Here is a 24,818-nt window from a genome sequence, read left to right as displayed (position 1 = left end):
TTTGACAAGGCGAGGGGGCGGACGCCTGGCCCTCGGGATGATCGGCAGCCTTCTTGGCGCAGGGCGGGCTCAGTCCGCCGAGACGGGCCGTCCAGCCGGTCGGACCTTCTACTATTACGGCCCGCCGAGCGACCATTTCGACGGCGCGCGCTTCTTCAATCCCGATCGCAGGGGGGAGCCCCGGGGCTTGGGTGATGTGCTGAAATGGCGCCTGACGGGTGCCAGGCAGAGCTGGCCCTATCCCTATCCGAGCCCTTTCGCGGGCGCACGCCCGTCCGGCTTCGCGCCCGTTGGGCTGCGCACGATCCTCGTGGGGCACGCGACCTTCCTTATTCAGATCGGCGGTCTTTCGATCCTCACCGATCCGGTCTGGTCGGAGCGCGCGAGCCCCTTTCCGGACGTCGGGCCGCGCCGCTACAACCCACCAGGCATTGCCTTCGACGAGCTTCCCCGGATCGATGCGGTCCTGATCTCGCACAACCATTACGACCATCTCGACCTGACGACGATTGAGCGTCTCTGGCGTCGGGACCGGCCCCATATCGTCGCCCCGCTCGGCAATGACGCGATCATCAAGGCGCGCGATCCGGCGATCGCGGTGACAACGCTGGACTGGGGAGAGCGGGCCGTGCTGGCCCCCGGCGCAACGGTCAGCGCCGTCCCGGCCCAGCATTGGTCGGCGCGAACGCTCAACGATCGCAACCATGCACTATGGGCAGGCTTCGTGATCGAGGCCCGTGGCCGGACCGTCTACTTCGCCGGCGACACCGGCTTTGGCGACGGCAACATCTTCAGTGGCATCGCCGCCCGGCATCGGCGTATCGATCTCGCGCTTCTGCCGATCGGGGCCTATGAACCGCGCTGGTTCATGGCGGAACAGCACATGAACCCCGACGACGCGGTCCGCGCCTTCCGTCTGCTGCGCGCCAAACAGGCTCTCGGATACCACTGGGGGACATTCCAGCTCACAGACGAGGCGGTTGACCAGCCGCCTCTCGATCTTGGCCGGGCGCTTGCAACCCGGGACATCCCGTCGACGCGTTTCCTGGCGGCCAGGCCGGGTCAAGTCTGGTCTGGTTGAGAGAAAGCCACACCAGAACAGCCTGATCGCAGCCCGGCAACGCCACCCGCTAGCTAAGGCCTGCGCTCATTGAGGCTCGATGCCGAACTCCTTGATGAGCGCGCCCATGGTCGCGATCTCCTTGGTCAGGAAGGCGCCAGCGCCGGCCGGCGTCGCAAGCGGTCCGACATCGACGTCGAAGCCCAGCGTCGGGGCGCGCTCGCGCAGATCCGCCTGCTGCAGGCTCTCGGCGATCTTCTGGCTCATCGCCTGGACGATCTCGGGCGGCGTGCCGGCCGGCGCCATGACCATGAACCAGCCGCCGATATCCGCGCTGGCGAGGGTTTCGGCGATGGCGGGTGTGCCCGGGAGAGAGGCCAGCCGCCGGGTGCCGGCCACCGCCAGCGGCCGAAGCGTTCCCTCCTTGATGAAAGGCTCCGCGACCGAGGCCGACTGGATCGTCGCCTGGACGCGGCCGGCGATGGTGTCCTGGATCGAATTGGCGGCCGAGGCATAGGGCACCAGCACCATCTTGATGCCGGCACGCCGGTTGATCGTCTGGCCGATCAGGCCGGAGATGTTGCGCTCGCTGTCGACGGCCAGGCTGATCTCGCCGGGCTTGGCCTTCTCCTGGGCGATCAGATCCTCCAGCGTCTTGAAGGGCAAGGCGGGGTTGACCAGCAGCAGGTGATGGCTGCGCGCCACCATCGCCACCGGCATGAGATCCTTCTGCGGATCATAGGGCAGCTTGCGGAAGGTATGCGGATTGGTGGAAAGCGACGCCGAAGTGGCGAAGAGGAAGGTGTAGCCGTCCGGCGTTGCGCGGGCGACCGCCTGCGTGCCCACGATGTTGGCGGCGCCGGTGCGGTTCTCAACATAGACCTGCTGGCCGAGGCTGCGCGAGAGCTTGTCGGCCAGCACGCGCGCCAGAATGTCGGGGCTGTTGCCGGCGGCCTGGGGCACGACGAGCGCGATCGGCCGCTGCGGCCAGGCCTGAGCCTGCGCGCCCCCGATCGCGGCGAGCGCGAATGTGGCGCCGAGCGCCAGTGATCTGAACTTGGACATCGTGTCCTCCGGGCTCTTCTGGGATTGGAGGGAGCACCGCCGGGCGTGCTCCGCGAGCCTCGAAGGCGCGCTTCCGGCGGCGTTATGAATCAGGCCTCGTCGGCGATGCCGTTGCGCAGGATGCCGAGGCGGTCGATCTCGACCTCGACGACATCGCCGGGCTTCAGCCAGAGCGGGGGATTGCGCTTGGCGCCGACGCCGCCGGGCGTGCCGGTGGCGATGACATCACCGGGCTCGAGCCGCGTGAAGGACGAGCAGTATGCGATGATCTTGGGGATATCGAAGATCATCTGCGCAAAGGTCGCGTCCTGCACGACCTGGCCGTTGACGCGGGTCTGAAGGCGTAGATCGGGGAGGGGGCCGAGCTCGTCCGGGGTCATCATCCACGGGCCGAAGGCGCCGGTGTCGGGGAAGTTCTTGCCCGGCGTGAACTGGTGGGTGTGGCGCTGGAAGTCGCGGACGCTGCCGTCATTGTAGCAGGCATAGCCGGCGACATGGTCGAAGGCGCCCTCGCGGGCGATGTAGCGGCCCGGCTTGCCGATGACGATGGCGAGTTCGCCCTCGAAATCGAGCTCGTGCGAGACGCGCGGCCGGACGATGTCGGCACCATGGCCGGTCTGGGAATTGGAGAAGCGCGCGAAGATCGTCGGGTTCTCGACCTCGGCCCGGCCGGTCTCCTTGCGGTGCATCTCGTAGTTCAGTCCGACGCAGAGGATTTTGTCAGGGTTCGGCACGACCGGGAGCCAGGTCACGGCCGAGAGCGGATGGCGCGGGGCGCTGGGGGCGGCTGCGGCGACCTCCTCCAGTGCCGAAGCGGCGATGACGCTCTTGAGATCGGGATAGCGGGCCGACAGGACGGCGCCGAGATCGACGGCTTCGTCGCCCTCGATCAGACCCCAGCTTGGGCCGCCCTGAAGGCGGAAGGTGGCAAAACGCATCGGGATGGATCCTCTCAGGACAAGGCGTGTTCGATGGGGGCGGCCGGCGCTGCAGGCGTGCGGGCGGCGAGGCCGCGGCTGTAGGCGTCGATCAGCGCGGCAAGCGCCGGGCTGTCCGCAGCCGTGCCGAAGACGTAGTGGTCCGGCCGCACGATCGCGGCGGCCCGCCCGCATGCTGAAAACCAGTCGCGCACGACGCCATCGCATTCCGCGACCGTGATATCGGCCTGCGCGACGGGCGCGGCTCCCGACGACGCCAGGGCGATGACGGTGAGCCCCGCGGCCCGCGCCGTCGTGAGCAGGCCCTCCGGCAGGGTGCCGGCCAGTGCGGCCTCGATCACGAGGCGGCTTCCCGCTCCCGCGACGGAATCGAGGCGCGCGCGCCCTTGGGCCGTCTCGATCCAGGGCTGCGGGAAGAGCCGTCCCCGCGCCGGATCGGCTTCGTCGGCGAGAAAACCGGTCGTCAGCGGCGGCACGATCTCCTGGCGGGTGAGTGTGCGTGGCTTGCCACCGCCCTCGGCGAGGATACGGGCGTCACGCGCGCGCGCCGCCACCGGATCGCGCTCGCAGATGACCTGGCCGATCGCCTTGATGCGCGTTGTCAGCTCGCGGACATGCGCGCTGCGTTCCGCCTCATAGCTGTCGAGCAGCGCATCGCCCGACGACCCGTCGAGGACGCGCTTGAGCTTCCAGACGAGATTGGCGACGTCGCGCACGCCCTGGCACATGCCCTGACCGATGAAGGGCGGCTGCTGATGCGCGGCGTCGCCCGCGATGAAGACGCGGCCCAAGCGCCAGCTCTCGGCGACAAGCGCATGAAAGCGGTAGCTCGCGGCCCGCCACAGGGTCGCGTCTTCCGGCGTCAGCCAGCGCGCCAGAAGCTCCCAGACGCGCTCCGGCGTCTGCGCCACGCGCGGATCCTCGCCCGGCAGCAGCATGATTTCCCAGCGCCGATGGTTGCCGGGCCCGATGATGAAGCTCGTCGGCCGCTGCGGATCGCAGAACTGCGCCGAATTCTGCGGCAGCTTCGCCAGGGCTGCGTCGTGCACGAGCATGTCGACGACCAGCCAGGGCTCGTCGAAGACCAGATCGGTGAGACGGATTCCGAGCCGCTCCCGGACGCCGCTGGAGGCGCCGTCGCAAGCGATGACGTAGCCGGCGGTCACAATGCGGCGGGTGCCGTCATCGGCGCGCAGCGTCAGCGTCACCTTCTCGAATGCCGCGTCGAGATCGATGACCTCGGTGCCCAGGCAAACCTCCACACCGGGGAGGGCCTGTGCATGAGCCCGCAACGCCGCCTCGACGGGCGGCTGCGTGAAGACCATCGTCGGCACATAGCCCTGCGGATAGGGCTCCGGCACGGTGTCGATCCGACGGATCAGCTGTCCGTCGGCGCCGAAATGTTCCGACGCATGGAACGGCGCAACATGCGGCAGGACGGCGTCCGCGACACCGAGATTGTCGAGGATGCGCATGATCTCGTGGTCGATCGCGATGGCGCGCGGCTTGTCATAGACCTCGCGCTGCCGGTCGATGACAAGGCTTCGGATCGAATGATGCCCAAGCAGGCTGGTGGCGACGGCCCCGCTCGGGCCGAATCCGACCACGACGACTTGGAAATGCTCGGGATCGGGATGGCTTGTCTTGCTCACCTGATCGAAAGTCCTTTGCTGGGCGTTCATGGGAATCCCGCCGGCGAGGCCATCGGGCGATATATGATCGCCGTCTGGGCCGCCTTCACATGGTCGGGCTTGGGGGGCGCGATGCCCCACTGGTCGGTTCGGCCGGGCGGCCAAATCCACTCGTCGGGTCCGCGCACGCGGTAAGCGTCGTCGACCTGCAGCACCTCCGCCGTGAACTCGACGACGAAGCCGACCGGATCGACGAAATAGGCGAAGACATTGTCGCCGGGTCCATGGCGCCCGACGCCCCAGCCGATCGGATAGCCGGCATCGACGAGCCGGCCCGACGCCCGCATCACCGATTCCCAGTCCGGCACGAGGAAGGCGATGTGGTTGAGGCCGCTGGCCTTCGCATCGGCCAGCACCACGGCGTGATGGTCGCTGTTGCAGCGCAGGAAGGCCATCAGCTTCGAGCGGTCGGTTAGCGCGAAGCCAAGCCCTTGCTCGAAGAAGCGCGCCTGGGCGTCGACATCGTGGCTGTTGAGGTTGACATGGGCGAGCCGTGACGCCCGGTCGGGGCTCTCGCCGGGATCGTCATGGAGCGCGTCGCCTTGGACGAAGCGATAGACGCCGCCCTGCGGCTCGGCCAGTGCGAGCAGTAGGCCGCCGCCGGGCTCGAGCGTGGGCGCGGGGCCGGCCAGCACCCGGGCGCCGTGGCGGACGGCACGCTCAGCTAGGACTGCGAGATCGGTCTCCGGATCGGCCCGGAAGGTCACCGACAGGATCTCCGGCGCTGCGCTGGGCTTCAGCACCAGGACATGGTGATCCGCGCCGGTCGCCCGCAGACAGACGGTCTCGCCCTGCCGTGCCGCGACCTCCAGCCCCCAGACCTGCGTATAGAAGCGCTCGGAGAGGGCGATGTCGGGTGTGCCGATCTCGACGGAGCGCAGGGCGGTGACGGGAAAACGGCTCATGGCGAGACCTCGCTTGAGCGCCCGAGGAAGGTCGCCGCATTGTCGCGCAGCAGTCGCGCGCGCAGCGCCTCGTCGGCGAAGGCGGCCTCGATCCGCGCGGCCGGGCGGCGCTCATGGAAATTGAAGGGATAGTCCGTGCCGATCATGACCTGCGTCTCGCCGAAGAGCCGGACCAGGTGCTGCAGCGTCGGCTCGTCATAGACGAGCGCATCGTAGAACAGTCGCCGGGCCTGCTCGGTCGGCGAGGCCTGGATGCTCTCCTGCAGGGCTGGGAAGACGCGCCTTCCTTCCTCCAAACGCGGCAGCAGCAGCCCGAGCGTACCGCCGCCATGGCTGAAGGCGATCCGCAGGCGCGGATGCCGCAGCATCAGATTTGAGCAGATCACGGAAGCCGCAGCGAGCCCGACATCGCCCGGATAGGCCAGCACCTGCTGGAGCTGGGCCGGCCCGACCAGCCGCTCCTGCCCGCAGGGACGCACCGCATGGACGAACACGGCTGCGCCGAGCTCTTCGGCCGCCTCGAAGAAGGGGTCGAAATCGGGAGCGCCGATCGGCCGTCCGTTGACGTTGCTGCCGACTTGCACGCCGACGAAGGCGGGATCGCGCATCAGCCGCTCCAACTCTGCCAGCGCGCGGTCCATGTCCTGCAGTGGCAGGGCGCCCAGTCCGACCAGCCGCCCACCGGACTCGCCCACCATCGCCGCGATCTGGTCGTTGATATAGCGCAGCAGTTCGTCCGCATCGGCCGCGTCCATCCAGTAGGACATCAGCTCCGGCATCGCCGAGATCGCCTGCAGCGACAGGTTCATCTCGTCCATGTCGGCCAGGCGCTTGGGGACGTCCCAGCAGCGGTCGGAGACGGTACGATAGGTGCGCCCGTCGATGACGACATGGCGATGGCAGGGCTGGGCATCGGCCATGGCGGGCCAGCCCTTCGGCGTCGGCCCCTTGAGATAGGCCGGAAAGCGCGCGGGGACGACGTGGGCGTGGATGTCCACGCCGCAGCGACAGCCCCCGAGCTTCCAGCTCCGCTCCGTTACCGCGCTCGCCACGATCCCTCCCCAGTATTCGATTTTTTGTAGCTGGCGCCGACAATATTCGATAATCATGCGTCGTAAAGCAAAATTTATAAATTATGCGCAAGGGAGGCAGCGTGTACAGATCGCAGATCGGCATCATGTCGGGCGGCGGCGCCCGTCGGCCCGCCTCGCAGGAGATCGATCCCCTTCGCATGACAGCGCCGACGCCATCGACCCGAACGCTCGACCTCTATGACAAGCTGCGCGAGGACCTCCTCAGCGGGCGGCTCAAGCCCGGCCAGAAGCTGCAGATGCGCTTCCTGATGGAGGCCTATCAGGCCGGGCAGACGCCGCTGCGCGAGGCCCTGAACCGGCTGACCTCCGAGGGGCTGGTCCAGTCGCGCGAGCAGCGCGGCTTCGTCGTCTCGCCCGTCAGCAAGTCGCAGCTGCAGGAGCTGACGATGACCCGCTGCTGGCTCGAGGCGCTGGCGTTACGCAAATCCATGGAGGCCGCGACGCCCGAATGGGAGGAGGCGCTGGTCGTGGCACATCATCGCCTCGCCCGGACGCCGCGCTCGCTCAATACGGAGCAGTTCGAAGACAATCCCGACTGGGAGCGCCTGCACCGGATCTTCCACCGCACTCTGATCAGCCAGTGCGGTTCGGCCTCGCTCATAGGCTTCTGCGATCATCTCGCCGACCAGCTCTATCGCTATCGCCGCGTCTCGATCCGGCGCGTCTTCTCAACGCGCAAGATCGGCGACGAGCACCAGGCTATTCTTGCAGCCGTGCTGGACCGGGCGGTCGACCGCGCGGTGCAGTTGCTCGAGAAACACTACCGGGACACCGCGGACGTGCTTCTCGACGATCCAGCGTTTTGAAGCGAAGCACCCTCCGGTCCTCGCGTCGCAGATGGACCGGAAGACCGCCTCGACAGACAGGCTCGGTCGAATCGATGCAGACGAGAAACGCCCCCGTGCTGTGATGGGCGACTGTGACAGAATCGTCCTCGGGAGAGACGAGCCGCGTCCGCAATATCAAGGGCTTAGGAGTGGCGGAGACGGAGGGATTCGAACCCTCGATACCCTTGTGGGGTATGCTCATTTAGCAAACGAGTGCCTTCAGCCTCTCGGCCACGTCTCCGTTGGATGCTCTATGCCCGATGGCCGGGCGCTTTGACAAGCCGTCGCAGCGCGCTTTCGCGCAGCTTTTGCGGCGGGGAGGCGGTGGCAGGCCGGGGCGCCGGGCCGCGGCAACCGGATCGTGACCGGAAAGCCGACGAAGCGACTGGACAGCCCCGCCGGCACTGGCTATACCGCGCCCACCAACAGGGACGCGGCTTTCGCATCCCCGGCGCCCAGATAGCTCAGTTGGTAGAGCATGCGACTGAAAATCGCAGTGTCGCTGGTTCGATTCCAGCTCTGGGCACCATTCTCTTCCTGATTATCGATGGTCTCCGCACACCGGTCCCGGGTCCGCATCGCCGTGACGGGCCTCGCCTGATCCGGCGCCCGGCGACCCGCCCCTCTTCACTTGCATGTCGGGCGCGCCGCTTCCGGCGTTGAAGCGCGTCTCCGGCTGTGGTCGTCTCCTGACCAACAAGCCGCCGCGGCCCGCACGGTCGCGAGCGGAGGCCTGGGAGGACAGCCATGCGCATCGCCAGAATCGAACCCTTCATCCTGCATATCCCCGTCACCGGCGGGTCGATCGCCGATTCGACGCATCGGATCAGCCATTGGGGCGTGGTCGGCACCAAGATCGTCACGGAGGAGGGGCTGGAGGGCTATGGCTTCACCGGCACCCATGCCGATCTGCCCTCCGACCGGCTGATCACCGCCTGCATCCGCGATTGCTATGCCCCGCTGCTGGTTGGCGAGGACGCGTCGGAAACGAACCGGCTCTGGCTCAAGCTCGCCCGCCATCCGGCGCTGCAATGGGTCGGCCGCGCCGGCATCACCCAGCTCGCGCTCGCCGCGGTGGATGTCGCGCTCTGGGATCTCAAGGCGAAAAAGGCCGGCGTGCCGCTCTGGCACCTGCTCGGTGGCGCCAGCAAGCCGCAGCTCGAAGCCTATAACACCGATATCGGCTGGCTCTCGATCCCGAAGGACCAACTGATCGAGGGGTGCCGCCAGGCGGTCGAACGCGACGGCTTCCACCGCATCAAGGTCAAGGTCGGCCATGCCGATCCCGGCATCGACATCGGCCGGCTCGAGGCGGTGCGCCACGCCGTCGGGCCCCATGTCGCGCTCGCCATCGACGGCAACGGCAAATGGGACCTGCCGACCTGCAAGCGCTTCTGCGCCCGCGCCGAACCGCTCGACATCTTCTGGTTTGAGGAGCCGCTCTGGTATGACGATGTCGGCTCGCATGCGGCGCTCGCCCGCTCGACATCGATCCCCGTGGCGCTCGGCGAGCAGCTCTATTCGCTCGACGCCTTCCGCGCCTTCATCGCGGCGGACGCGATCCATTACGTCCAGCCCGATGTGACGCGGCTCGGCGGCATCACCGAATACATCCAGGTCGCCGATCTCGCTTTGGCGAGCCGTCTGCCGGTTGCGCCCCACGCCGGCGAGATGAGCCAGGTCCATGTCCATCTCGCCTATTGGCACCAGGCGACGCCGGTCCTCGAATACATCCCCTGGATCAAGGACGCCTTCGAGGAGCCCGCGAACGTCGTCGATGGCTGCTTCCTCAAACCCCAGCGGCCGGGCGCCGGCACGACGCCCACGAGCGACGCCTTCGCCCGCTTCGCCAAGCCGCTGGGCTGACCCGGACGGCACCGAACGCGAAGGCAGGCAATCAAAACGCACCGGTCATCCCGGGCGACCGCAGGGAGATCCGGGACCCATTCCGGAACCCCACCGAGCGAGGCTCAGGCATGGATTCCGGGTCTGCGCTTCGCTCCGCCCGGGATGACCTCGTTCAGGAGCACATGGCCGTCCTGCCTTGCTCATGCCGCCATGGCAAACTAGATTGACGGTGATCCGTTGGGGTGCCGCAAGGCTGAGAGGCGCAAGACGCCAACCCATCGAACCTGATCCGGATAATGCCGGCGAAGGGAACGGTCGTCGCAGCGTCGCTTCACCCGTCCTGCCACGTCCGCAGCCTTCACGGCCGCGAGGGTAGGGCATGCCAAACGCATCCATCCAGTCCCGGTCCAACCCACCGTTGCGGGTCGGCATCGTCGGCGCCGGCGTTGTCGGGCTTGCCTGCGCGGTCGAACTGCTTGGCCGTGGCGCCGAGGTCGAGATTTTCGAGCGGGGCGAAACGGCCGGGGCCAAGGCCTGCTCCTGGTGGGCCGGCGGCATGCTGGCGCCCTGGTGCGAGGGCGAGAGCGCCGAGGAGCCGGTCGTGCGGCTCGGCCAGGAGGCCGCCGCCTGGTGGGAGCGCCATGTCGAGGGCGTCGTCCGCAAGGGCACGCTCGTGGTCGCCCCCAGCCGCGACCGTGCCGAACTGCGCCGCTTCGCCAGCCGCACCTCCCATCTGGTCGAGATCGATGCCGAGGCTATCGCCGCGCTCGAGCCCGATCTCGCCGGGCGCTTCGGCAAGGCGCTGTTCTTCGAAAGCGAGGGCCATCTCGATCCGCGCCTCGCGCTGGCGGGGCTGGCGGCGAAGGTGATCGCGCTGGGCGGGCGCATCCATTACGGCCGCGAAGTCGCGCCCGAGGACGTCGCTGCTGACGCCGTGCTGGACTGTCGCGGGCTCGCCGCCCGCGAGGCGCTGCCCGATCTGCGCGGCGTCAAGGGCGAGATGCTGCTGCTGCGCACCCGCGAAGTCACCCTGTCGCGCCCGGTTCGGCTGCTGCATCCGCGCATCCCGCTCTATGTCGTGCCGCGGGCCGACGGCATCTTCATGGTCGGCGCGACGATGATCGAGGGCGGCGACCGCAGCGCCGTCACCGCGCGTTCGATGCTGGAACTGCTCGGCGGCGCCTATGCGCTGCATCCGGCCTTCGGCGAGGCGCAGATCGTCGAGATCGGCGTCGATGCGCGCCCGGCCTTTCCCGACAACCTGCCGCGCTTGACGCGTCGCGGCCGGGTCATCCATGTCAACGGCTTCTATCGGCACGGTTTTCTCCTGAGCCCCGCCATGGCGCGGCTGGCGGCGGAGGCCCTGCTCGATCCCGCCAGCATCCCGGAGAGGCTTCATGACGTTGCTGCTTAACGGCGAGCCGCGCGAGGTCGAAGCCACCACGCTCGAGCAGGCGCTGGCCGAACTCGGCTATGCCGGCAAGGTCGTGGCCACCGCGGTGAACGGCGACTTCGTCCCGGCCCGCAAGCGCGAGACCGTCACGCTGACGGAGGGCGACCGCATCGAGGTCGTCGCCCCGATGCAGGGCGGCTGAGAGGATCACCGACATGGCGAACTTCTATGGTTTCGAGCCGAAGAGCCGGCTCTTCCTCGGCACCGCGCAATATCCGTCCCCCGCCATCCTGGCGGATGCGGTGAAGGCGTCGGGCGTCGAGATCGTCACCGTCTCGCTGCGGCGCGAGGCGGGAGAGGGCGGGGCAGGGCAGGCGTTCTGGTCGCTGATCCGCGATCTCGGCGTGCGCGTGCTGCCCAACACGGCTGGCTGCCACGGCGTCAAGGAGGCGGTGACGACGGCGCAGATGGCGCGCGAGGTCTTCGGCACGAACTGGATCAAGCTCGAGGTCATCGGCGAGGACGACACGCTCCAGCCCGATGTCGTCGGGCTGATCGAGGCGGCGCGCATCCTCACGAACGATGGCTTCGAGGTCTTCCCCTACACCACCGAGGATCTCGTCGTCGGCGGCCGCCTGCTCGATGCCGGCTGCGAGGTGCTGATGCCCTGGGGCGCGCCCATCGGCTCCGGCCGCGGCCTGAACAACATCTACGGCCTGCGCAGCATGCGCGCGCATTTCCCCGACATCCCACTGGTGGTCGATGCCGGCATCGGGCTGCCCTCCCACGCCGCCCAGGCGATGGAACTTGGTTACGACGCGATCCTGCTCAATACGGCTGTGGCCAAGGCAGGCGACCCCGTCAGGATGGCGCAGGCCTTCGCACAGGCGATCGAGGCCGGCCGCACTGCGTTCGACGCGCAGCCGATCGAGGCGCGCGACATGGCCGCGCCCTCGACCCCGGTCATGGGCAAGGCCTTCCTCTCATGAAAGCATCCGCTGTGAAGCTCGACCCGTTCTACCCGATCTTCGACAGCGCCGACTGGCTCGCCCGCATGCTGCCGCTCGGCGTGAAGCTGGTGCAGCTGCGCGTCAAAGACCGGGGCGAGGCCGAGACCGGCCGCGAGATCGCTCGCGCGAAGACGCTGTGTGCGCAGGCCGATTGCGTGCTGGTCGTGAACGACTACTGGCGGATGGCCATCGAGGAGGGCTGCGACTTCGTCCATCTCGGCCAGGAGGATCTCGACGGTGCCGATCTCGCCGCGATCCGCAGGGCCGGGATGCGGCTCGGCATCAGCAGCCATGACGAGGCCGAACTGGAGCGCGCGCTTGGCACGCAGCCGGACTATGTCGCGCTCGGCCCGGTCTATCCGACCATCCTGAAGGCGATGAAATGGGCGCCGCAGGGGCTGGACCGCGTCACCGACTGGAAGCGCCGCATTGGCGACATCCCGCTCGTCGGCATCGGCGGTGTCTCGCTGGAGCGCGCGCCGGGCGTGTTCGAAGCGGGCGCCGACATCGTCTCGGCGGTCACCGACATCACGCTGAACGCCGCTCCAGAAGCGCGGCTGAAGGCCTGGATCGCGGCGACGCGCTCGGCCACGTAACGGCTGGTCGTCAGGCTCGGAACCACACCCGTCATCCGCGGGGCTCCGCTTCGCTGCGGCCGGGATGACGCTGTGGTTCCACGCGTTTTCGGGATGGTCGGGTCAAGCCCGAACATGACGCGCGGGCTCAAACGCTCTCCACCGCCGCGTGGCCATCGACATGGCCGAGGCTGCGCTCGGGATCGAGCCGGTCGCGCACGCGCTGCTTCAGCACCTTGGAATCGGGGAAGCCGCCCTCGCTCTTGCGGTCCCAGATCAGCTCGCCCTCGTAATGGATTTGGAAGATGCCGCCGGTGCGCGGGATCAGCGCGACCTCGCCGAGATCCTGCCCGAAGGTCGAGAGCAGCTCCTGGCCGAGCCAGGCGGCGCGCAGCATCCACTGGCACATCGAGCAATAGGTGATGGTGATGCGGGGCAGGGGGCGGGCGGCGGTGTCGGTCATGGGCGTCAGGCTTTCGCAGGATGGGCGTGGCCTTCGAGACCATGCTTAGCCCGCCCGGTGCAAGCCCGTTTCGGCATGGCCGATCAGCGGGGAATGCCGAAGCGCAGTGCCCCGCCGTCGCACAGCCCGTCCGACAGGATCAGCGCCTCATAGGGGCGCCCCGGTTCGTCCGAGAGCACGGCGATCGCCTCCGGCTTGATCTCCTCGTCGCAGCCGCGCAGCGTGACGCCGCCGAGATCGAGGCTCGCCAGCGGCCGGATGGTCTCGTCCGCGCCCGTCCAGTGCAGCACCGCAAAGCCGCGGCCCTCGTTCGCCTTGTCGTCGTCGGGACCGGTCAGGATCAGGATCCCGTCGCTGACGGCCACGAGATCGCGCACCGAGCGTCCCGGCCCGAGCGGAAGCGTGAACAGCTTCGGATCGGCGGGGCCGCCCTCGAACAGGGCCTTCTTGTCGACCGAAAGGACCTTGGCGCCGTCCCTGGTGACAGGCCCTCGGTAGCCCACGAAGAGTCGCTCGCCCTTCACCGCCAGCCCCTCGATGTTCACGCCGTTGCGGCCGGGCGGAATCGTGCCGAGGCACATGCCGTCGCCGACATGCTCCTTGAGGCCGGGAAGGGACCCCATCAAGGTCCAGAGCGCGTTGGTGTCGGCCATCTCCTTGGGCCGCCCGGACGAGTCGAGATCGGCGCGCCCCGTCTTCGGGTCGAGCCCGAAGCGCATGAGACGACGGCTCTCCGGATTGGTCTCGCAGTCGCTGCGTTTGGCGCTGTGCGATCCCGCGACGTAATAGAAGCGCCCGTCGGTCGCCGCCGCTTCCGCGTCGAGCTCCACCTTGCCCGGCCGCAGCACGATCCGCTCGCCCTGGGTACGCAGGGCGCCGCCATCCAGCGTCAGGTAGCGCGCCTCGCCGCCTTCGTCGAAGACCGCGAGGCACAGACGCGGGGCGCCCGCGGGCAGGGACGGACAGGCGATGCCGCTCAGCGACTGCCGCGTCTTCTTCGGCTTGCTGGCGAAGGCGAAACCCTCACCCACTTCGAGCGGGCCGGCACTCGGCCGGATCGCCGGTGGCTCCGCCGCCTGTGTCGAGGGGGCTGGCGCGAGCGCGACGCAGAGCCCGATCAGCACGGTGGCCCCAAGCATCCTTCGCATCGTCATCACCGGCGCCCCTCTGATCGAGCCGTAGCAGAATAGGTATTGAGTTCGGGTCAATGCAACCAATGGTTGCGATAACTCAGCCGCCGTAGCGCCGCTTCAGATGCGCCTTGAACACCGAGGCATCGAGCGGGCGGCCCGTCGCCTGCGTCAGCAGATCGTCTGTCTCCAGCAGGCAGCCCTGGCTGTGGATGTTGGTGCGCAGCCAGGCCAGCAGCGGCGCAAAATCGCCGCGGCCGATGCCGGGCAGGATGTCTGGCTGCGCCTGGCAGGCCGCCGCGAAGATCTGCGCGGCGGTCATGGCGCCCAAAGTATAGGTCGGGAAATAGCCCCAGCCGCCGCTCGGCCAATGGACGTCCTGCAGGCAGCCAAGCCGGTCATGGGGAACGGTGACGCCGAGCAGATCCTTCATGCCCGCGTTCCAGGCAGCGGGCAGCTCGGAGAGCGGCATGGCGTCCGCGATCAGCGCCTTCTCCAGCCGGTAGCGCAGGATGACATGGGCCGGATAGGTCACCTCATCGGCATCGACGCGGATGAAGCCCGGCTGGACCTTGGTGTAGCGCCGCCACAGCGCGTCGGTCTCCCAGGCCGGGCCGGAGCCTCCGAAGGCTTCGCGCATCAGCGGCGCGGCATAGGCGATGAACTCTTCCGAGCGGCAGGCCTGCATCTCGACCAGAAGCGACTGGCTCTCGTGCAGGCTCATGCCACGGGCCTGGCCGACCGGCTGATGGAGATAACCCTGCGGCCGGCCCTGCTCGTAGAGCGCATGCCCGGTCTCGTGCAGCACGCCCATCAGCGCCTTGGCGAAATCCGCCTCGTCATAGCGGGTGGTGATGCGGACGTCGTTGTCGGCGCCGCCGCAGAACGGATGGGTGGAGACGTCGAGCCGCCCGCGCTCGAAATCATAACCCAGCGCCGCCATCATCTTGAGGCCGAGCGCCCGCTGCGACTCGATTGCGAAGGGCCCTTCCGGATCGGCCGTCTGCGGGCGCCGCGCCTGAACCGCCAGCACCTCTTGCGTAAAGCCCGGCAGGAAAGCGGCGAGATCGTCGAACAGCGCGTCGATCTTCGCCGAGCGCCCGCCCGGCTCGTAGTCGTTGAGCAGCGCGTCGTAAGGCGACAGCCCGAGCTTCTCGCCCTTGGCCCGGCCGATCTCGCGCTGGATCGTCAGAACCTCGGCGAGATACGGCAGCAGGCCAGCGAAATCGCTCTCCGCCCGCGCCTGTCGCCAGCGCATCTCGCAGGCCGAGATCGCCTTGGAGGAGGCCTCGACGAGATCGGCCGGCAGCGCGGTCTCTACTGTCCAGAGCCGCCGGATCTCGCGCAGATTCGCCCGCTCCCAGGGTCCGAGCCCGTCAACCGCGTCGGCCTCCCCCAGCCAGTCGCCGATGCGCGCGTCCGTGATCAGCCCGTGATGCATCACCCGCAGCAGCGCCAGGCTCTCGGCCCGCGTGCCGGCCGCGCCCTTCGGCATCATCACGTCGTTGTCCCATTGCAGGATGCCGATGGCGTTCCCGAGCGCCGCGGCGCGGCCGAAATGGGCGGAGAGGTTCGCATAGGCGGTCATGGCGTGTCCTCGGTCTCGATTGCGGGCCGCCACGGGTGCAGCTAGCATTTGTCATCTGATGAGGCGCTGGAGCGTGAACCCCATGGCGGTCAAGGCTTCGGCATGTGCCGGTCTGCTGTTCCTGTGCGCCTGCCAGGGCACCATCCCGACCTATGGTTTTCAACCCCTGGCGGGACAGCCTGTCGTCCCCTCGAGCGAGGCCGATGCGACCTGCCTCGGCCGGGCGGCGGCGGCCAAACGCGCGGCGGCCGCCGACATCTGGGCCCAAGGCGGCGAGCCCGCCTACCACCAGACCTATGCCGCCTGCATGGCGTCCTTCGGCTGGAAGCGCATCGTGGTCAGCTCCTACCGCTACGGCTGAGCGCGCCTCAGCCGAACAACGTCTTGAACTGCCGCGGCTGCGAGCGGAGATACTGGTTGGGCACCTTGACCGTGGCGCCGAGCTGAGCGGCGGCATGCCAGGGCCAGCGCGGATCGTAGAGAATGCCGCGCGCAATGCCGACGAGATCGGCGTCGCCCGTGCCGACGATCGCCTCCGCCTGCTCAGCCTCGGTGATCAGCCCGACCGCGATGGTCGGCAGCCCGGTCGCCAGCTTCACCGCCCGCGCGAAGGGCACCTGGTAGTTCGGGCCGAGTGGGATCTGCTGCGCGCCGGAATTGCCGCCGCTGGAGACATGGATGAAATCGGCCCCGCGCGCCTTCAGCGCTTGCGAAAAGGCGATCGACTGCTCCAGGTCCCAGCCACCCGGCACCCAGTCCGTCGCCGAGAGCCGAACGCCGACGGGATAACCCGCCGGAACCACGGCCTTCACCGCCTCGAAGGCGGCGAGCGGGAAGCGCATCCGGTTCTCCAGCGACCCGCCGAATTCATCCTCGCGCTTGTTGGACAGCGGCGAGAGGAACTGGTGCATCAGATAGCCATGTGCGGCATGCAGCTCGATCGCGGCGAAGCCGAGCCTCACCGAGCGCCGGGCCGCTTCCGCGAACTGCTCGCAGAGCCGCGCGACGTCGTCGCTCGTCAGCGCGCGCGGCTGGCGCGCATGGCCGTCGAAGGCGACCGGGGAGGGGGCGCGCGTCTCCCAGCCGCCGGCATCCAGCGCGAGCTGGCCGCCGCCATGCCAAGGCTGCGCCACGGAGGCTTTGCGCCCGGCATGGGCGAGCTGGATCGCGATCGGCATCTCGGAATGAGCGCGCACGGCCTTCAGCGTCCTGGCCAGCGCGGCCTCCGTCCCGTCGTCCCAGAGCCCTACATCCTGCGGGCTGATGCGCCCGGCCGGCTCGACCGCCGTCGCCTCGATGATCAGCAGGCCGGCGCCCGAATGCGACAGATTGCCGAGATGGATCGTGTGCCAGTCGGTCGTGTGGCCGTTCTCGGCCGAATACTGGCACATCGGCGCGATGACGATGCGGTTGGCGAGGGTCAAGCCGCCGATTTGGAAGGGGCTGAAGAGCTGGCTCATCACGGGTCTCCTGAGGCGAACCCGGTATAGGCGCCCGGCGTGCCGGCTGCCACTGCCGCAGGCGCGCATCAAGAGATTGTGCGGATGCGAAGAGGCGCCCCGCTTCCGCCGCAATCGCAGCAACTGATAAGCCTGCTTATCATAAGGAGACTGCGATGGAGCGGCCCCTTCGGCGCGAGCTGATGTTCCAGATGGTCGAGACGGCGCGGCTGATGCGCACCCATGTCGACCAGCGTGCCCGCGAGCACGGCACCACCCGCGCCCAATGGGGTGTGCTGTCGCGGCTGCGCCGCCGCGAGGGCCAGAACCAGGTCGCGATGGCCGAGCAGCTCGACATGCAGCCGATCTCGGTGGCGCGGCTGATCGACCGGCTCGAGGGGCAGGGGATGGTCGAGCGTCGGGCCGATCCGGCCGACCGCCGCGCCCATCTGCTCTACCTCACGCCCCAGGGCCGGGCGTTGGTCGAGGGACTGGATTCGCTGCGCACCGAGATCGCCGGCGAACTGCTGGGGGATGTTGAGGACGAGGCCCTGCGCGCCACGCTCGACACGCTGGCCACCATCCGCACCCGCATCCGCGACGGCCGGCGTGAACGCCAGGCCGGATACGCCGTTCCGACCGCCGCCACCGCCGGCGCAGCCTGATTGACCGGAGCTGATCGATGAAGCGCAAGACCATCCTCGCCATCGCCGGCCTCGCTGCGGTCGGGCTCGCCGGCGGCCATTGGCTCGCCACCTCGCGCGGCGCGGTCGATCCGACTGAGGGCGCCCGCAGTGCCCGCGCCGGACGGGGCGGTGACGGCGCGGCCGCGGCGGTGGTGACCGCCATGGCCGAGCGGGCCGACATGCCGGTGCGCAAGCGCGCCATCGGCTTCGTCGAGACCCCGGCCAGCGTCGTCATCAAGTCGCGCATCGACAGCCAGATCGTCGAGCAGCACGTCGTCGACGGCCAGTTCGTCCGCAAGGGTGATCTGCTCTTCAGCCTCGACGATCGCGACATCCGGGCCCAGATCGACAGGGACGAAGCCGCCATCGCCCGCGACGAGGCGACCCACAAGCGTACCGAGGGCGATCTGGCGCGCTATCAGCAGCTCTTGGCGCGCAATGCCGGCACCCAGCAGGCGCTCGACCAGGCGACTGCCGACGAACGCTCTTCCGCCGCCACCATCCTCGCCGACAAGGCGGCGCTGGAGGCCGACCGGCTGAAACTGGGCTACGCCCGCATCACCGCGCCGATCGACGGGCGGGCCGGCGCGGTGCAGGTGACGCCGGGCAATCTTGTCGCCGCTGGCACCTCCGGCGCCAGTTTGGTGACGATCACGCAGATGAAGCCGCTGCGCGTCGGCTTCGCCCTGCCGGAGCGGGATCTCCCGGTGTTGCAGGGCGCGCTCGCCTCGGGCCGGCCGGTCGCCGTCAGCGCGCGCATCCCTGACAGCGGCCGCCCGGCCGCGACGGGCACGCTCAACTTCGTCGATTCCGCGGTCGACATGAGCTCCGGCACGATCACCGCCAAGGCGCTCTTCGCCAATGACGATCTCTCGCTCTGGCCCGGCCAATTCGTCGATGTCGAGATCGCCGCCGACACGCTGAAGGACGTCGTCGTGGTGCCCACCGTCGCGGTCCAGGCCGGGCAGAAGGGGCCTTATGTCTTCGTCGCCGGGCCGGACCAGACCGTCTCGCTGCGCCCGGTCACCGTCGCCCTCGCCGACGGCGACCGCACGGCGCTGACCGCCGGCGTCGAGCCCGGCGAGCGCGTCGTCGTCGACGGCCAGCAGCGGCTGAAGGAGGGCGCCCGCTTCCGTGAGCCGCAGCCGCCGCAGACCCCGCCGGCCGCGCCGAAGCCGGCCCCTGTCGCCCAGGGAGACCGCTCATGAGCCTCTCCGCCTTCTGCATCCGCCATCCGGTCGCGACCATCCTGATGTCGGCCTCGCTCGTCATGGCGGGCCTCTTCGCCTGGCGCTTCCTGCCGGTGGCCGCGCTGCCGCGGGCCGAGTTTCCGGTCGTCAACGTCTCCGCCCAGCTGCCCGGCGCCTCGCCCGACACGATGGCGACCTCGGTGGCGACGCCGCTGATCAAGCAGTTCGCCACCATCGCCGGCATCGACTCGATCGCAACGACGAACGCCCAGGGCTCAACCTCGATCGCGATCCAGTTCGTCCTCAACCGCAACATCGACGCGGCCGCCGCCGACGTGCAGGCCGCCATCGCCCGCGCCCAGAAGCAGCTGCCGCTCGAGATGACGACGCCGCCGAGCTACCGGAAGGTGAACCCGGCCGATGCGCCGATCGTCCTGCTGGCGCTGAAGAGCGACCTGATCCCGCTGTCGCAGCTCGATGCCTTCGCCCAGCAGGTGATCTCGCCCGCGCTCTCCACCGTGGACGGCGTCGCGCAGGTGCAGATCTTCGGCAGCCAGAAATACGCCGTCCGGATCCAGATCGACCCTGTCGCACTTGCCGCGCGCGGCATCGGCGTCGACGAGTTGCAGAGCGCGATCACCGCCACCAACGCCAACACCCCGGTGGGCACGCTGCAGAGCACGAACCAGCAGCTCACCATCCAGGCCCGCACCCAGCTCGCCAATGCCGCCCAGTTCGCCAACGTCATCGTCGCCAACCGCAACGGCCGCCCGGTGCGGCTGGGCGACGTCGCCAAGGTCATCGATTCCGTCGAGAACATGCAGACCGCAAGCACCTATGACGGCATTCCCGCCGTCGTGCTCGCCGTCCAGCGCCAGCCCGATGCCAACACCGTCGCGGTGGTCGACAAGGTCAAGGCGATGCTGCCGGCCTTCGAGGAGCAGTTACCGGCCGCCGCCTCGCTCTCGCTGCTCAACGACCGCTCGCAGTCGATCCGCCAGGCGGTCGAGGACGTCCAGTTCACCCTGCTTTTGACCATCGCCCTGGTGGTGATGGTGATCTTCCTGTTCCTGCGGCGGCTGGCGGCGACCTTCATCCCCGCCGTCGCGGTGCCGATCTCGATCGTCGGCACGCTGGCGGCGATGTATGCCTTCGGCTTCTCGATCGACAACATCTCGCTGCTCGGGCTGACGCTCTCGGTCGGCCTCGTCGTCGACGATGCCATCGTCATGCTTGAGAACATCGTCCGCCATATGGAGGAGGACGGTCTCTCGGCCTTCGACGCCGCGCTGAAGGGCTCCTCCGAGATCGGCTTCACCATCGTCTCGATCTCACTTTCGCTGGTTGCGGTCTTCATCCCCGTTCTGCTGATGGGCGGCGTCATCGGCCGCATCTTCAACGAGTTCGCCGTGGTGGTGACGGTCTCGATCCTGGCCTCGGCCTTCGTCTCGCTGACGCTGACGCCGATGCTCTGCGCGCGGCTTCTGTCGCATCACGGGCCGGCGCAGGAGGAGAACGCCTTCGGCCGCGCGCTGGAGCGCGGCTTCTCGGTGCTGCTGGCGGGCTATGACCGCGCGCTGGTGCTGTGCCTGCGCATCAAGCCGGTGATCCTGCTGACCTTCTTCGCCACGCTGGCGGCGACAATCTGGCTGCTCCAGACGACGCCCAAGGGCTTCTTCCCGCAGGAGGACATCGGCCAGCTCCAGGTCTCGACCGAGGCGCGGCAGGACATCTCCTTCACCGCGATGAAGCAGGCGCAGGACGAGGTCGCCCGCGTCTTCCGCGCCTCGCCGCATGTCGCCCATGTCGCGTCGACCGTCGGCGGCAGCTCGGGCAGCGCCGGCGCGCTCAATGCCGGGCGCCTCTTCGTCGAGCTGAAGCCGCAGGGCGAGCGCCCGGCGCTGCAGACGGTGCTGGCCGATCTGCGGCGCGATCTGTCGCGCGTCGCCGGCATCAACGTCTTCATGACGCCGGTGCAGAACCTCAACATCGGCGCGCGCGCCGCCAAGAGCCAGTACCAGCTCGTCGTGCAGGGGCTCGACCAGGGCCTGATGAACGACTGGGCGGTGCGCCTCGCCGATGCGATGGGCCGCGATCGCGGAAGCTTCGCCGACGTCACCACCGATCTCCAGAACAACGCGCTGGAGGCGACGCTGGTGGTCGATCGCGACAAGGCAAACCAGTTGAAGATCGGCGCCGATGTCCTTCGTTCGACTCTGTATTCCGGCTTTGGCGTCCGCCAGGTCTCGACCATCTACACCGCCGGCGACAGCTATCAGGTCGTGGTCGAGTTCGACCCCAAGGGCGGCTGGACGCCCGACCGTCTTGACCAGATCCGCGTGCGCGCCGGCAACGGCACGCTGGTGCCGCTGGGCGCCTTCGCCCATGTCGAGCGCCGTGCCGGCCAGCTCACCGTCAACCAGCTCGGCCAGCTCCCGGCGGTGACGATCGCCTACAATTTGCCGGCAGGCGTGGCGCTCGGCGACAGCGTCAAGCGCATCGAGGCGCTGAAGGCGGAGATCGGCCTGCCCGCCTCGCTCTCGACCACGCTGGCCGGCACCGCCAAGACCTTCCAGGATTCGCTCGCCAACCAGGGCCTGCTGATCGCGGGCGCGATCCTGACGATCTACATCGTACTCGGCATCCTCTATGAGAGCTTCATCCACCCGCTGACGATCCTGACCGGGCTGCCCTCGGCGGCCATCGGGGCGCTCGGCGCGCTGCGCCTGTTCGACCTCGACCTCTCGGTCATCGCGATCATCGGCCTCCTGATGCTGATCGGCATCGTGAAGAAGAACGCGATCATGATGATCGACGTTGCGCTGGTGCTGAAGCGCGAGGGCAAGAGCGCGCAGGAAGCGATCCATCAGGCCTGCGTCATGCGCTTCCGGCCGATCCTGATGACGACGCTCGCGGCGCTGATGGGCACGCTGCCGATCGCGCTCGGCGCCGGCGCCAGCGCGGAACTCCGCCAGCCGCTCGGCATCGTCGTCGTCGGCGGGCTGATGATCAGCCAGGTGCTGACGCTGTTCATCACGCCGGTGCTGTTCATCTACATGGACAGGCTGTCGGAGGGGCTGGGGCGGCTGTTCAGTCGCTCGAGGGACGAGGGGAAGCCTCTGCCAGCTCCGGCTGAGTAACCGCACCACCGGCCGGCACGAGCCAGCCCCGATAATGCGTCAGCAGCCCGACGAAAGGCAGCGTCAGCCTGATGTCGAAGCGGAAGCGGCCCTGGTCGTCGGTATGCTCACGCGCTTCCGAGCGGGGCAGCAGCAGGCGCGGAAGCGGGATGCCCAGGCAGCGGGCGCCCGAGACGGCCAGCGTGAGCCCGTCCGCGCTTGTCATAACGTCGAGCCCGAACCGCATGGGCCCGAACGCCTCCTCGAGTCGGCCGCGACCGTCCACCGACAGGCGCGAGCTGAAGCGTGACCCGCCGAAATTCCGCGTCCAGACCTCCGCCTCGCCCTGTGCACCGGTAACGCGGTCGACGGTCACGGTGACAGGGAGGTCCCACGCCGCAGACGGCAGGCCGATCAGCCATCGCAGCAATCGAGCGAGGGGATGCGAACCGGCCTCGATGCAGGCACGGCCGTGCCAAACCGGCGGCCCCTCTGGAGCGTGGAATGCCGTCAGTGGGGCTGGGAGCGCCGCGAACGCCGCCTCGCCGAGGGCCTGACGGACGATGGACTGGTCGTGCACCGCCTCCTCCCGGCGCGTCGTGATTGCATAGGGGGCCGACTCGGCTTCGATCTCCGCCAGTGTCAGCACCCCGATGGCGGGCCGGGCACCGGGTGTCAGTCGGCCGTTGAGCAAGGCCTGAAGTGCGGCGGCTGCCGGCAGCGTCGGCACATGCGGGCCGTCGCCATGCTCGGCCAGCAGCGACCAGCACGAACGCCGGAACCGACCCTGGGCATCGAGCCCCGTGACGGTGACCAGCATGCCACCGCGATCCGAGGTCGGCAGGCGCGTGATGCGTCGGGCCGCCAGCAGGGCAGGGATCAGCGCATCGAGTCTGCCGATCGCCCCGTGACGGCGCAGCCATGCCAGGCTCATGATGCCCCACTGCTCGACCGGGGATTCGAGCCCGGCCCGGAAGGCTACCCGGGATTGGACGTTCAGGCTCGGTCCAAGCCATTGCGCGTCAACCGTTTCCACGGCCGCCACGCGGCGTCGGCCAAGACCGGGTATGGCGATGCGCCTGCTGTCCAGCCAGCCATCCGTGGCCTGAAGCGCGCCCTCGCGCCAGATCGGGATCAGTCGGCCGGCATAGGACAGGATCGCGGCGATGACCGCCTCGCCGACCTCGCTGCGCCCGCCCGGCGTGATGGCGATGTCGAGGGTGTCGATGCGCTGCCAGCCCGTCGTGAGGGCGGCCACGGCGGCGGTCGACAGCGCCGGCGTCGAACTCGCGCCAGCAAGGGCTACCAGACCACGTTCTCGCGCCAGCCCGTCCAGCGCGGCGCCATAACCGAGGATGTAGTCGCGCGCATCCGCGAGATCGACGACATGCGCCCCCGCCGACAGGGCTGCAAGCGGAACCTCGTATCCGGCGCCCTGAAACGGCCCGGAGGCGTCGATTACCAGCCAGGGCGCCAGCCTTGCGATCTCGTTGGACGGCTCGCGGCAATGGTCGAAGCCCAGCCCGGAGATCGTCGTCCCCGGAATGGGGGTGATCGCGCTCGCCAGCGTGCGGGCCTTGCCTGCGTCACGCGAGGTGATCAGCAGCTCCAGACCCGGGGTCGCGGCAAGATGGCGCGCGAGCCTTCGGCCGAACACACCGGTTCCACCGATCAGAAGGACGCGCCGTGTCATGTCCCATCGGGCAGGCTGAAGCGATGACGCTGGGAGGGATCGGGCCTCTCGCAGGCGGTCTTCTGGCCGAACAGGCGGTAGCGGTTGCGGGCGACGCGGTCGTAGAGCCGGTCCCGCATCGCGCGCGGCAGTACGGAGCCGATCCGCAGCAGCCGCGCCGGCCCACGGAGATGGCGCAGCAGCGCCAGCACGCCATCGGACTTCGCCAGCGCCTTGCCGCCCTCGATGAACAGGAAACTCTCGGGATCGTCCGGGTCGATGCCATGGGCCTGCGCCAGCGCGCGGCCCTTGCGCGACTGGATCGCGACGAAGCGGATCGCAGGCTCGCGCTCATGGCGCAGCGTGTACTGCACGGCGCCGGAACACAGCACGCAGACGCCATCATAAAGCCAGATCGGAGCCGGCCCGCTCATGAGCGTTCGTCCCGGTAATGCCCCTCCTGGTAGAGCAGCTGACCGAAGAGACGGTGCGAAAGGGCGAGCGTGAAGGCAAAGGTTCCTGGCCCGGTGGCGCGATGGCCGACGGTGAGAGCACCCGGCGCGAGCCAGCCGGGCAGTGTCAGTCTGATGCCACCGAAACTGAGGGCGTAGCCGGCGCTACGGAAGATCAGCGCGCCGTCCTCGACGCTGGGCCGCAGGGCCATGGTCACGCCGAAGCCGATGTATTCCTCCAGTCCGGTCGGCCCCGAGAAGCGCTTGGCCGAATGGATCACCTGCGGAAAGCCGGCCCTTTTCGCATAGAGCCGCGTCCAGATCTGGCCGCCCGTCGCCGCGTCCTCGGTCACCGTGACGATGCTGGCAACGTCGCTGTCGGGGCAGATCGGCAGCGGCGCGCCGATCAGGCGCAGGGCCTGCGACAGGATTCGGCCGGCCCAGCTCATCTGCATTGCGGCGATGCGTCCGACATAGGTCACTGCGGCATTGCCACCCAGCCGCTTCGAGAACCGCGCGCGGATGTCGGGTGGAAGAGCGCTCCACTGATGCGCGCCGAGCAGCGTCCGAAAACGGAGGTCGACGAGTTCGCCGGGCGCCGCATGTCCGGGTTCGGACTCGCTCTGGTGGCGTGACTGCACGCTCATCGAGGTCACTCCATGGGGTGGTCGAA

23 protein-coding genes, 2 tRNA genes and 1 riboswitch are annotated in these 24,818 nt (G+C 68.7%); of the genes, 12 read left to right on the top strand and 13 right to left on the bottom strand.

Annotated elements, in window-relative coordinates:
* Window positions 1-37: 37 nt before the first annotated feature.
* A complete protein-coding gene (locus tag ABIE41_RS20245; protein ID WP_192642039.1) occupies window positions 38-1,081 on the top strand; it encodes an MBL fold metallo-hydrolase in 1,044 nt (347 codons plus the stop codon).
* A gap of 66 nt (window positions 1,082-1,147) precedes the next feature.
* On the opposite strand, the gene ABIE41_RS20240 is transcribed toward ABIE41_RS20245, so the two are convergent.
* From ABIE41_RS20240 to ABIE41_RS20220, 5 genes are all read right to left on the bottom strand, one after another.
* The gene (locus tag ABIE41_RS20240; RefSeq protein ID WP_192642038.1) at window positions 1,148-2,125 is read right to left on the bottom strand and encodes a Bug family tripartite tricarboxylate transporter substrate binding protein; all 978 of its coding nucleotides are present in this window, start codon (window positions 2,123-2,125) and stop codon (window positions 1,148-1,150) included.
* An 89-nt stretch (window positions 2,126-2,214) separates the two neighbouring features.
* Window positions 2,215-3,063 carry a fumarylacetoacetate hydrolase family protein gene (locus ABIE41_RS20235; RefSeq protein ID WP_192642037.1) on the bottom strand — a complete coding sequence of 283 codons (849 nt, stop codon included), beginning with the start codon at window positions 3,061-3,063 and terminating at the stop codon, window positions 2,215-2,217.
* A gap of 14 nt (window positions 3,064-3,077) precedes the next feature.
* Window positions 3,078-4,715: a bifunctional 3-(3-hydroxy-phenyl)propionate/3-hydroxycinnamic acid hydroxylase MhpA gene (mhpA, locus tag ABIE41_RS20230; RefSeq protein ID WP_354192942.1), complete on the bottom strand. Its 1,638-nt coding sequence runs from the start codon at window positions 4,713-4,715 to the stop codon at window positions 3,078-3,080.
* Between the two features lie 26 nt (window positions 4,716-4,741).
* The gene (locus ABIE41_RS20225) at window positions 4,742-5,659 is read right to left on the bottom strand and encodes a VOC family protein (protein ID WP_192642035.1); all 918 of its coding nucleotides are present in this window, start codon (window positions 5,657-5,659) and stop codon (window positions 4,742-4,744) included.
* The gene (locus ABIE41_RS20220) at window positions 5,656-6,711 is read right to left on the bottom strand and encodes an amidohydrolase family protein (protein WP_354192939.1); all 1,056 of its coding nucleotides are present in this window, start codon (window positions 6,709-6,711) and stop codon (window positions 5,656-5,658) included. Before ABIE41_RS20220 ends, ABIE41_RS20225 begins: the two co-directional genes overlap by 4 nt.
* A gap of 179 nt (window positions 6,712-6,890) precedes the next feature.
* On the opposite strand from ABIE41_RS20220, the gene ABIE41_RS20215 reads away from it, so the two are divergent.
* The gene (locus ABIE41_RS20215; protein ID WP_192642888.1) at window positions 6,891-7,559 is read left to right on the top strand and encodes a GntR family transcriptional regulator; all 669 of its coding nucleotides are present in this window, start codon (window positions 6,891-6,893) and stop codon (window positions 7,557-7,559) included.
* A 171-nt stretch (window positions 7,560-7,730) separates the two neighbouring features.
* Here ABIE41_RS20215 and ABIE41_RS20210 read toward each other — a convergent pair.
* Window positions 7,731-7,821: transfer RNA gene (locus tag ABIE41_RS20210), tRNA-Ser, on the bottom strand.
* Window positions 7,822-8,033: 212 nt separating this feature from the next.
* Between ABIE41_RS20210 and ABIE41_RS20205 the strand changes: the two genes are divergently transcribed.
* The 6 genes from ABIE41_RS20205 to ABIE41_RS20180 all read left to right on the top strand — a co-directional run bounded on the left by ABIE41_RS20205 (window position 8,034) and on the right by ABIE41_RS20180 (window position 12,427).
* Window positions 8,034-8,109, top strand: a tRNA-Phe gene (locus ABIE41_RS20205).
* Between the two features lie 218 nt (window positions 8,110-8,327).
* Window positions 8,328-9,446 (top strand): mandelate racemase/muconate lactonizing enzyme family protein, encoded by a 1,119-nt coding sequence (locus ABIE41_RS20200; RefSeq protein ID WP_192642033.1) that lies wholly within the window; start codon window positions 8,328-8,330, stop codon window positions 9,444-9,446.
* 210 nt (window positions 9,447-9,656) lie between these two features.
* Window positions 9,657-9,756, top strand: a riboswitch (TPP riboswitch).
* 90 nt (window positions 9,757-9,846) lie between these two features.
* Window positions 9,847-10,842 (top strand): glycine oxidase ThiO, encoded by a 996-nt coding sequence (gene thiO, locus ABIE41_RS20195; RefSeq protein ID WP_192642887.1) that lies wholly within the window; start codon window positions 9,847-9,849, stop codon window positions 10,840-10,842.
* Window positions 10,826-11,023: a sulfur carrier protein ThiS gene (gene thiS / locus ABIE41_RS20190; RefSeq protein WP_192642032.1), complete on the top strand. Its 198-nt coding sequence runs from the start codon at window positions 10,826-10,828 to the stop codon at window positions 11,021-11,023. Before thiO ends, thiS begins: the two co-directional genes overlap by 17 nt.
* Before the next feature lie 13 nt (window positions 11,024-11,036).
* Window positions 11,037-11,810 carry a thiazole synthase gene (locus ABIE41_RS20185; RefSeq protein WP_192642031.1) on the top strand — a complete coding sequence of 258 codons (774 nt, stop codon included), beginning with the start codon at window positions 11,037-11,039 and terminating at the stop codon, window positions 11,808-11,810.
* On the top strand, window positions 11,807-12,427 hold the full coding sequence (locus tag ABIE41_RS20180) for a thiamine phosphate synthase (protein WP_192642030.1): 621 nt from the start codon (window positions 11,807-11,809) through the stop codon (window positions 12,425-12,427). The genes ABIE41_RS20185 and ABIE41_RS20180 overlap by 4 nt, the downstream gene beginning before the upstream one ends.
* 127 nt (window positions 12,428-12,554) lie before the next feature.
* On the opposite strand, the gene ABIE41_RS20175 is transcribed toward ABIE41_RS20180, so the two are convergent.
* From ABIE41_RS20175 to ABIE41_RS20165, 3 genes are all read right to left on the bottom strand, one after another.
* Window positions 12,555-12,869, bottom strand: a complete 315-nt coding sequence (locus ABIE41_RS20175; RefSeq protein WP_192642029.1) for an Rdx family protein — start codon at window positions 12,867-12,869, stop codon at window positions 12,555-12,557.
* An 83-nt stretch (window positions 12,870-12,952) separates the two neighbouring features.
* Window positions 12,953-14,008 (bottom strand): DUF3616 domain-containing protein, encoded by a 1,056-nt coding sequence (locus ABIE41_RS20170; RefSeq protein ID WP_192642028.1) that lies wholly within the window; start codon window positions 14,006-14,008, stop codon window positions 12,953-12,955.
* 91 nt (window positions 14,009-14,099) lie between these two features.
* Window positions 14,100-15,587 carry a carboxypeptidase M32 gene (locus ABIE41_RS20165; protein ID WP_192642027.1) on the bottom strand — a complete coding sequence of 496 codons (1,488 nt, stop codon included), beginning with the start codon at window positions 15,585-15,587 and terminating at the stop codon, window positions 14,100-14,102.
* An 82-nt stretch (window positions 15,588-15,669) separates the two neighbouring features.
* Between ABIE41_RS20165 and ABIE41_RS20160 the strand changes: the two genes are divergently transcribed.
* Complete coding sequence (locus tag ABIE41_RS20160) at window positions 15,670-15,948, top strand: hypothetical protein (protein WP_192642026.1); 279 nt, start codon at window positions 15,670-15,672, stop codon at window positions 15,946-15,948.
* 7 nt (window positions 15,949-15,955) lie between these two features.
* Here the strand turns inward: ABIE41_RS20160 and ABIE41_RS20155 are convergent, their stop codons facing one another.
* Window positions 15,956-17,047 (bottom strand): NADH:flavin oxidoreductase/NADH oxidase, encoded by a 1,092-nt coding sequence (locus ABIE41_RS20155; RefSeq protein WP_192642025.1) that lies wholly within the window; start codon window positions 17,045-17,047, stop codon window positions 15,956-15,958.
* Between the two features lie 155 nt (window positions 17,048-17,202).
* Here ABIE41_RS20155 and ABIE41_RS20150 point away from each other — a divergent pair, with 155 nt between their 5' ends.
* The 3 genes from ABIE41_RS20150 to ABIE41_RS20140 are packed head-to-tail and all read left to right on the top strand — an operon-like array spanning window position 17,203 to window position 22,042.
* Window positions 17,203-17,691 (top strand): MarR family winged helix-turn-helix transcriptional regulator, encoded by a 489-nt coding sequence (locus ABIE41_RS20150; protein WP_192642024.1) that lies wholly within the window; start codon window positions 17,203-17,205, stop codon window positions 17,689-17,691.
* 17 nt (window positions 17,692-17,708) lie between these two features.
* Window positions 17,709-18,920, top strand: a complete 1,212-nt coding sequence (locus ABIE41_RS20145; protein ID WP_192642023.1) for an efflux RND transporter periplasmic adaptor subunit — start codon at window positions 17,709-17,711, stop codon at window positions 18,918-18,920.
* A complete protein-coding gene (locus ABIE41_RS20140; RefSeq protein ID WP_192642022.1) occupies window positions 18,917-22,042 on the top strand; it encodes an efflux RND transporter permease subunit in 3,126 nt (1,041 codons plus the stop codon). Before ABIE41_RS20145 ends, ABIE41_RS20140 begins: the two co-directional genes overlap by 4 nt.
* On the opposite strand, the gene ABIE41_RS20135 is transcribed toward ABIE41_RS20140, so the two are convergent.
* The 3 genes from ABIE41_RS20135 to ABIE41_RS20125 are packed head-to-tail and all read right to left on the bottom strand — an operon-like array spanning window position 21,993 to window position 24,792.
* On the bottom strand, window positions 21,993-23,714 hold the full coding sequence (locus tag ABIE41_RS20135) for an SDR family oxidoreductase (RefSeq protein WP_192642021.1): 1,722 nt from the start codon (window positions 23,712-23,714) through the stop codon (window positions 21,993-21,995). The genes ABIE41_RS20140 and ABIE41_RS20135 overlap by 50 nt on opposite strands.
* Complete coding sequence (locus tag ABIE41_RS20130; RefSeq protein ID WP_192642020.1) at window positions 23,711-24,127, bottom strand: thiol-disulfide oxidoreductase DCC family protein; 417 nt, start codon at window positions 24,125-24,127, stop codon at window positions 23,711-23,713. The genes ABIE41_RS20135 and ABIE41_RS20130 overlap by 4 nt, the downstream gene beginning before the upstream one ends.
* Window positions 24,124-24,792 (bottom strand): DUF4166 domain-containing protein, encoded by a 669-nt coding sequence (locus tag ABIE41_RS20125; protein WP_192642019.1) that lies wholly within the window; start codon window positions 24,790-24,792, stop codon window positions 24,124-24,126. Before ABIE41_RS20125 ends, ABIE41_RS20130 begins: the two co-directional genes overlap by 4 nt.
* Window positions 24,793-24,818: the final 26 nt, after the last annotated feature.

It is taken from the genome of Bosea sp. OAE506 (assembly GCF_040546595.1).
Classification (GTDB): Bacteria; Pseudomonadota; Alphaproteobacteria; order Rhizobiales; family Beijerinckiaceae; genus Allobosea.
The sequence above is the reverse complement of the archived record's forward strand: the minus strand, read 5'-3'. Positions and strand labels throughout refer to the sequence as shown.

Coding starts and splice junctions, on each gene's coding strand:
- ABIE41_RS20135 (WP_192642021.1), bottom strand. CDS start 23,714: ATGACACGGCGCGTCCTTCTGATCGGTGGAACCGGTGTGTTCGGCCGA.
- ABIE41_RS20140 (WP_192642022.1), top strand. CDS start 18,917: ATGAGCCTCTCCGCCTTCTGCATCCGCCATCCGGTCGCGACCATCCTG.
- ABIE41_RS20130 (WP_192642020.1), bottom strand. CDS start 24,127: ATGAGCGGGCCGGCTCCGATCTGGCTTTATGATGGCGTCTGCGTGCTG.
- ABIE41_RS20170 (WP_192642028.1), bottom strand. CDS start 14,008: ATGCTTGGGGCCACCGTGCTGATCGGGCTCTGCGTCGCGCTCGCGCCA.
- ABIE41_RS20180 (WP_192642030.1), top strand. CDS start 11,807: ATGAAAGCATCCGCTGTGAAGCTCGACCCGTTCTACCCGATCTTCGAC.
- ABIE41_RS20215 (WP_192642888.1), top strand. CDS start 6,891: ATGACAGCGCCGACGCCATCGACCCGAACGCTCGACCTCTATGACAAG.
- ABIE41_RS20165 (WP_192642027.1), bottom strand. CDS start 15,587: ATGACCGCCTATGCGAACCTCTCCGCCCATTTCGGCCGCGCCGCGGCG.
- ABIE41_RS20160 (WP_192642026.1), top strand. CDS start 15,670: ATGGCGGTCAAGGCTTCGGCATGTGCCGGTCTGCTGTTCCTGTGCGCC.
- ABIE41_RS20225 (WP_192642035.1), bottom strand. CDS start 5,659: ATGAGCCGTTTTCCCGTCACCGCCCTGCGCTCCGTCGAGATCGGCACA.
- ABIE41_RS20145 (WP_192642023.1), top strand. CDS start 17,709: ATGAAGCGCAAGACCATCCTCGCCATCGCCGGCCTCGCTGCGGTCGGG.
- ABIE41_RS20240 (WP_192642038.1), bottom strand. CDS start 2,125: ATGTCCAAGTTCAGATCACTGGCGCTCGGCGCCACATTCGCGCTCGCC.
- ABIE41_RS20125 (WP_192642019.1), bottom strand. CDS start 24,792: ATGAGCGTGCAGTCACGCCACCAGAGCGAGTCCGAACCCGGACATGCG.
- ABIE41_RS20185 (WP_192642031.1), top strand. CDS start 11,037: ATGGCGAACTTCTATGGTTTCGAGCCGAAGAGCCGGCTCTTCCTCGGC.
- ABIE41_RS20200 (WP_192642033.1), top strand. CDS start 8,328: ATGCGCATCGCCAGAATCGAACCCTTCATCCTGCATATCCCCGTCACC.
- ABIE41_RS20150 (WP_192642024.1), top strand. CDS start 17,203: ATGGAGCGGCCCCTTCGGCGCGAGCTGATGTTCCAGATGGTCGAGACG.
- ABIE41_RS20175 (WP_192642029.1), bottom strand. CDS start 12,869: ATGACCGACACCGCCGCCCGCCCCCTGCCCCGCATCACCATCACCTAT.
- thiS (WP_192642032.1), top strand. CDS start 10,826: ATGACGTTGCTGCTTAACGGCGAGCCGCGCGAGGTCGAAGCCACCACG.
- ABIE41_RS20235 (WP_192642037.1), bottom strand. CDS start 3,063: ATGCGTTTTGCCACCTTCCGCCTTCAGGGCGGCCCAAGCTGGGGTCTG.
- ABIE41_RS20155 (WP_192642025.1), bottom strand. CDS start 17,047: ATGAGCCAGCTCTTCAGCCCCTTCCAAATCGGCGGCTTGACCCTCGCC.
- ABIE41_RS20245 (WP_192642039.1), top strand. CDS start 38: ATGATCGGCAGCCTTCTTGGCGCAGGGCGGGCTCAGTCCGCCGAGACG.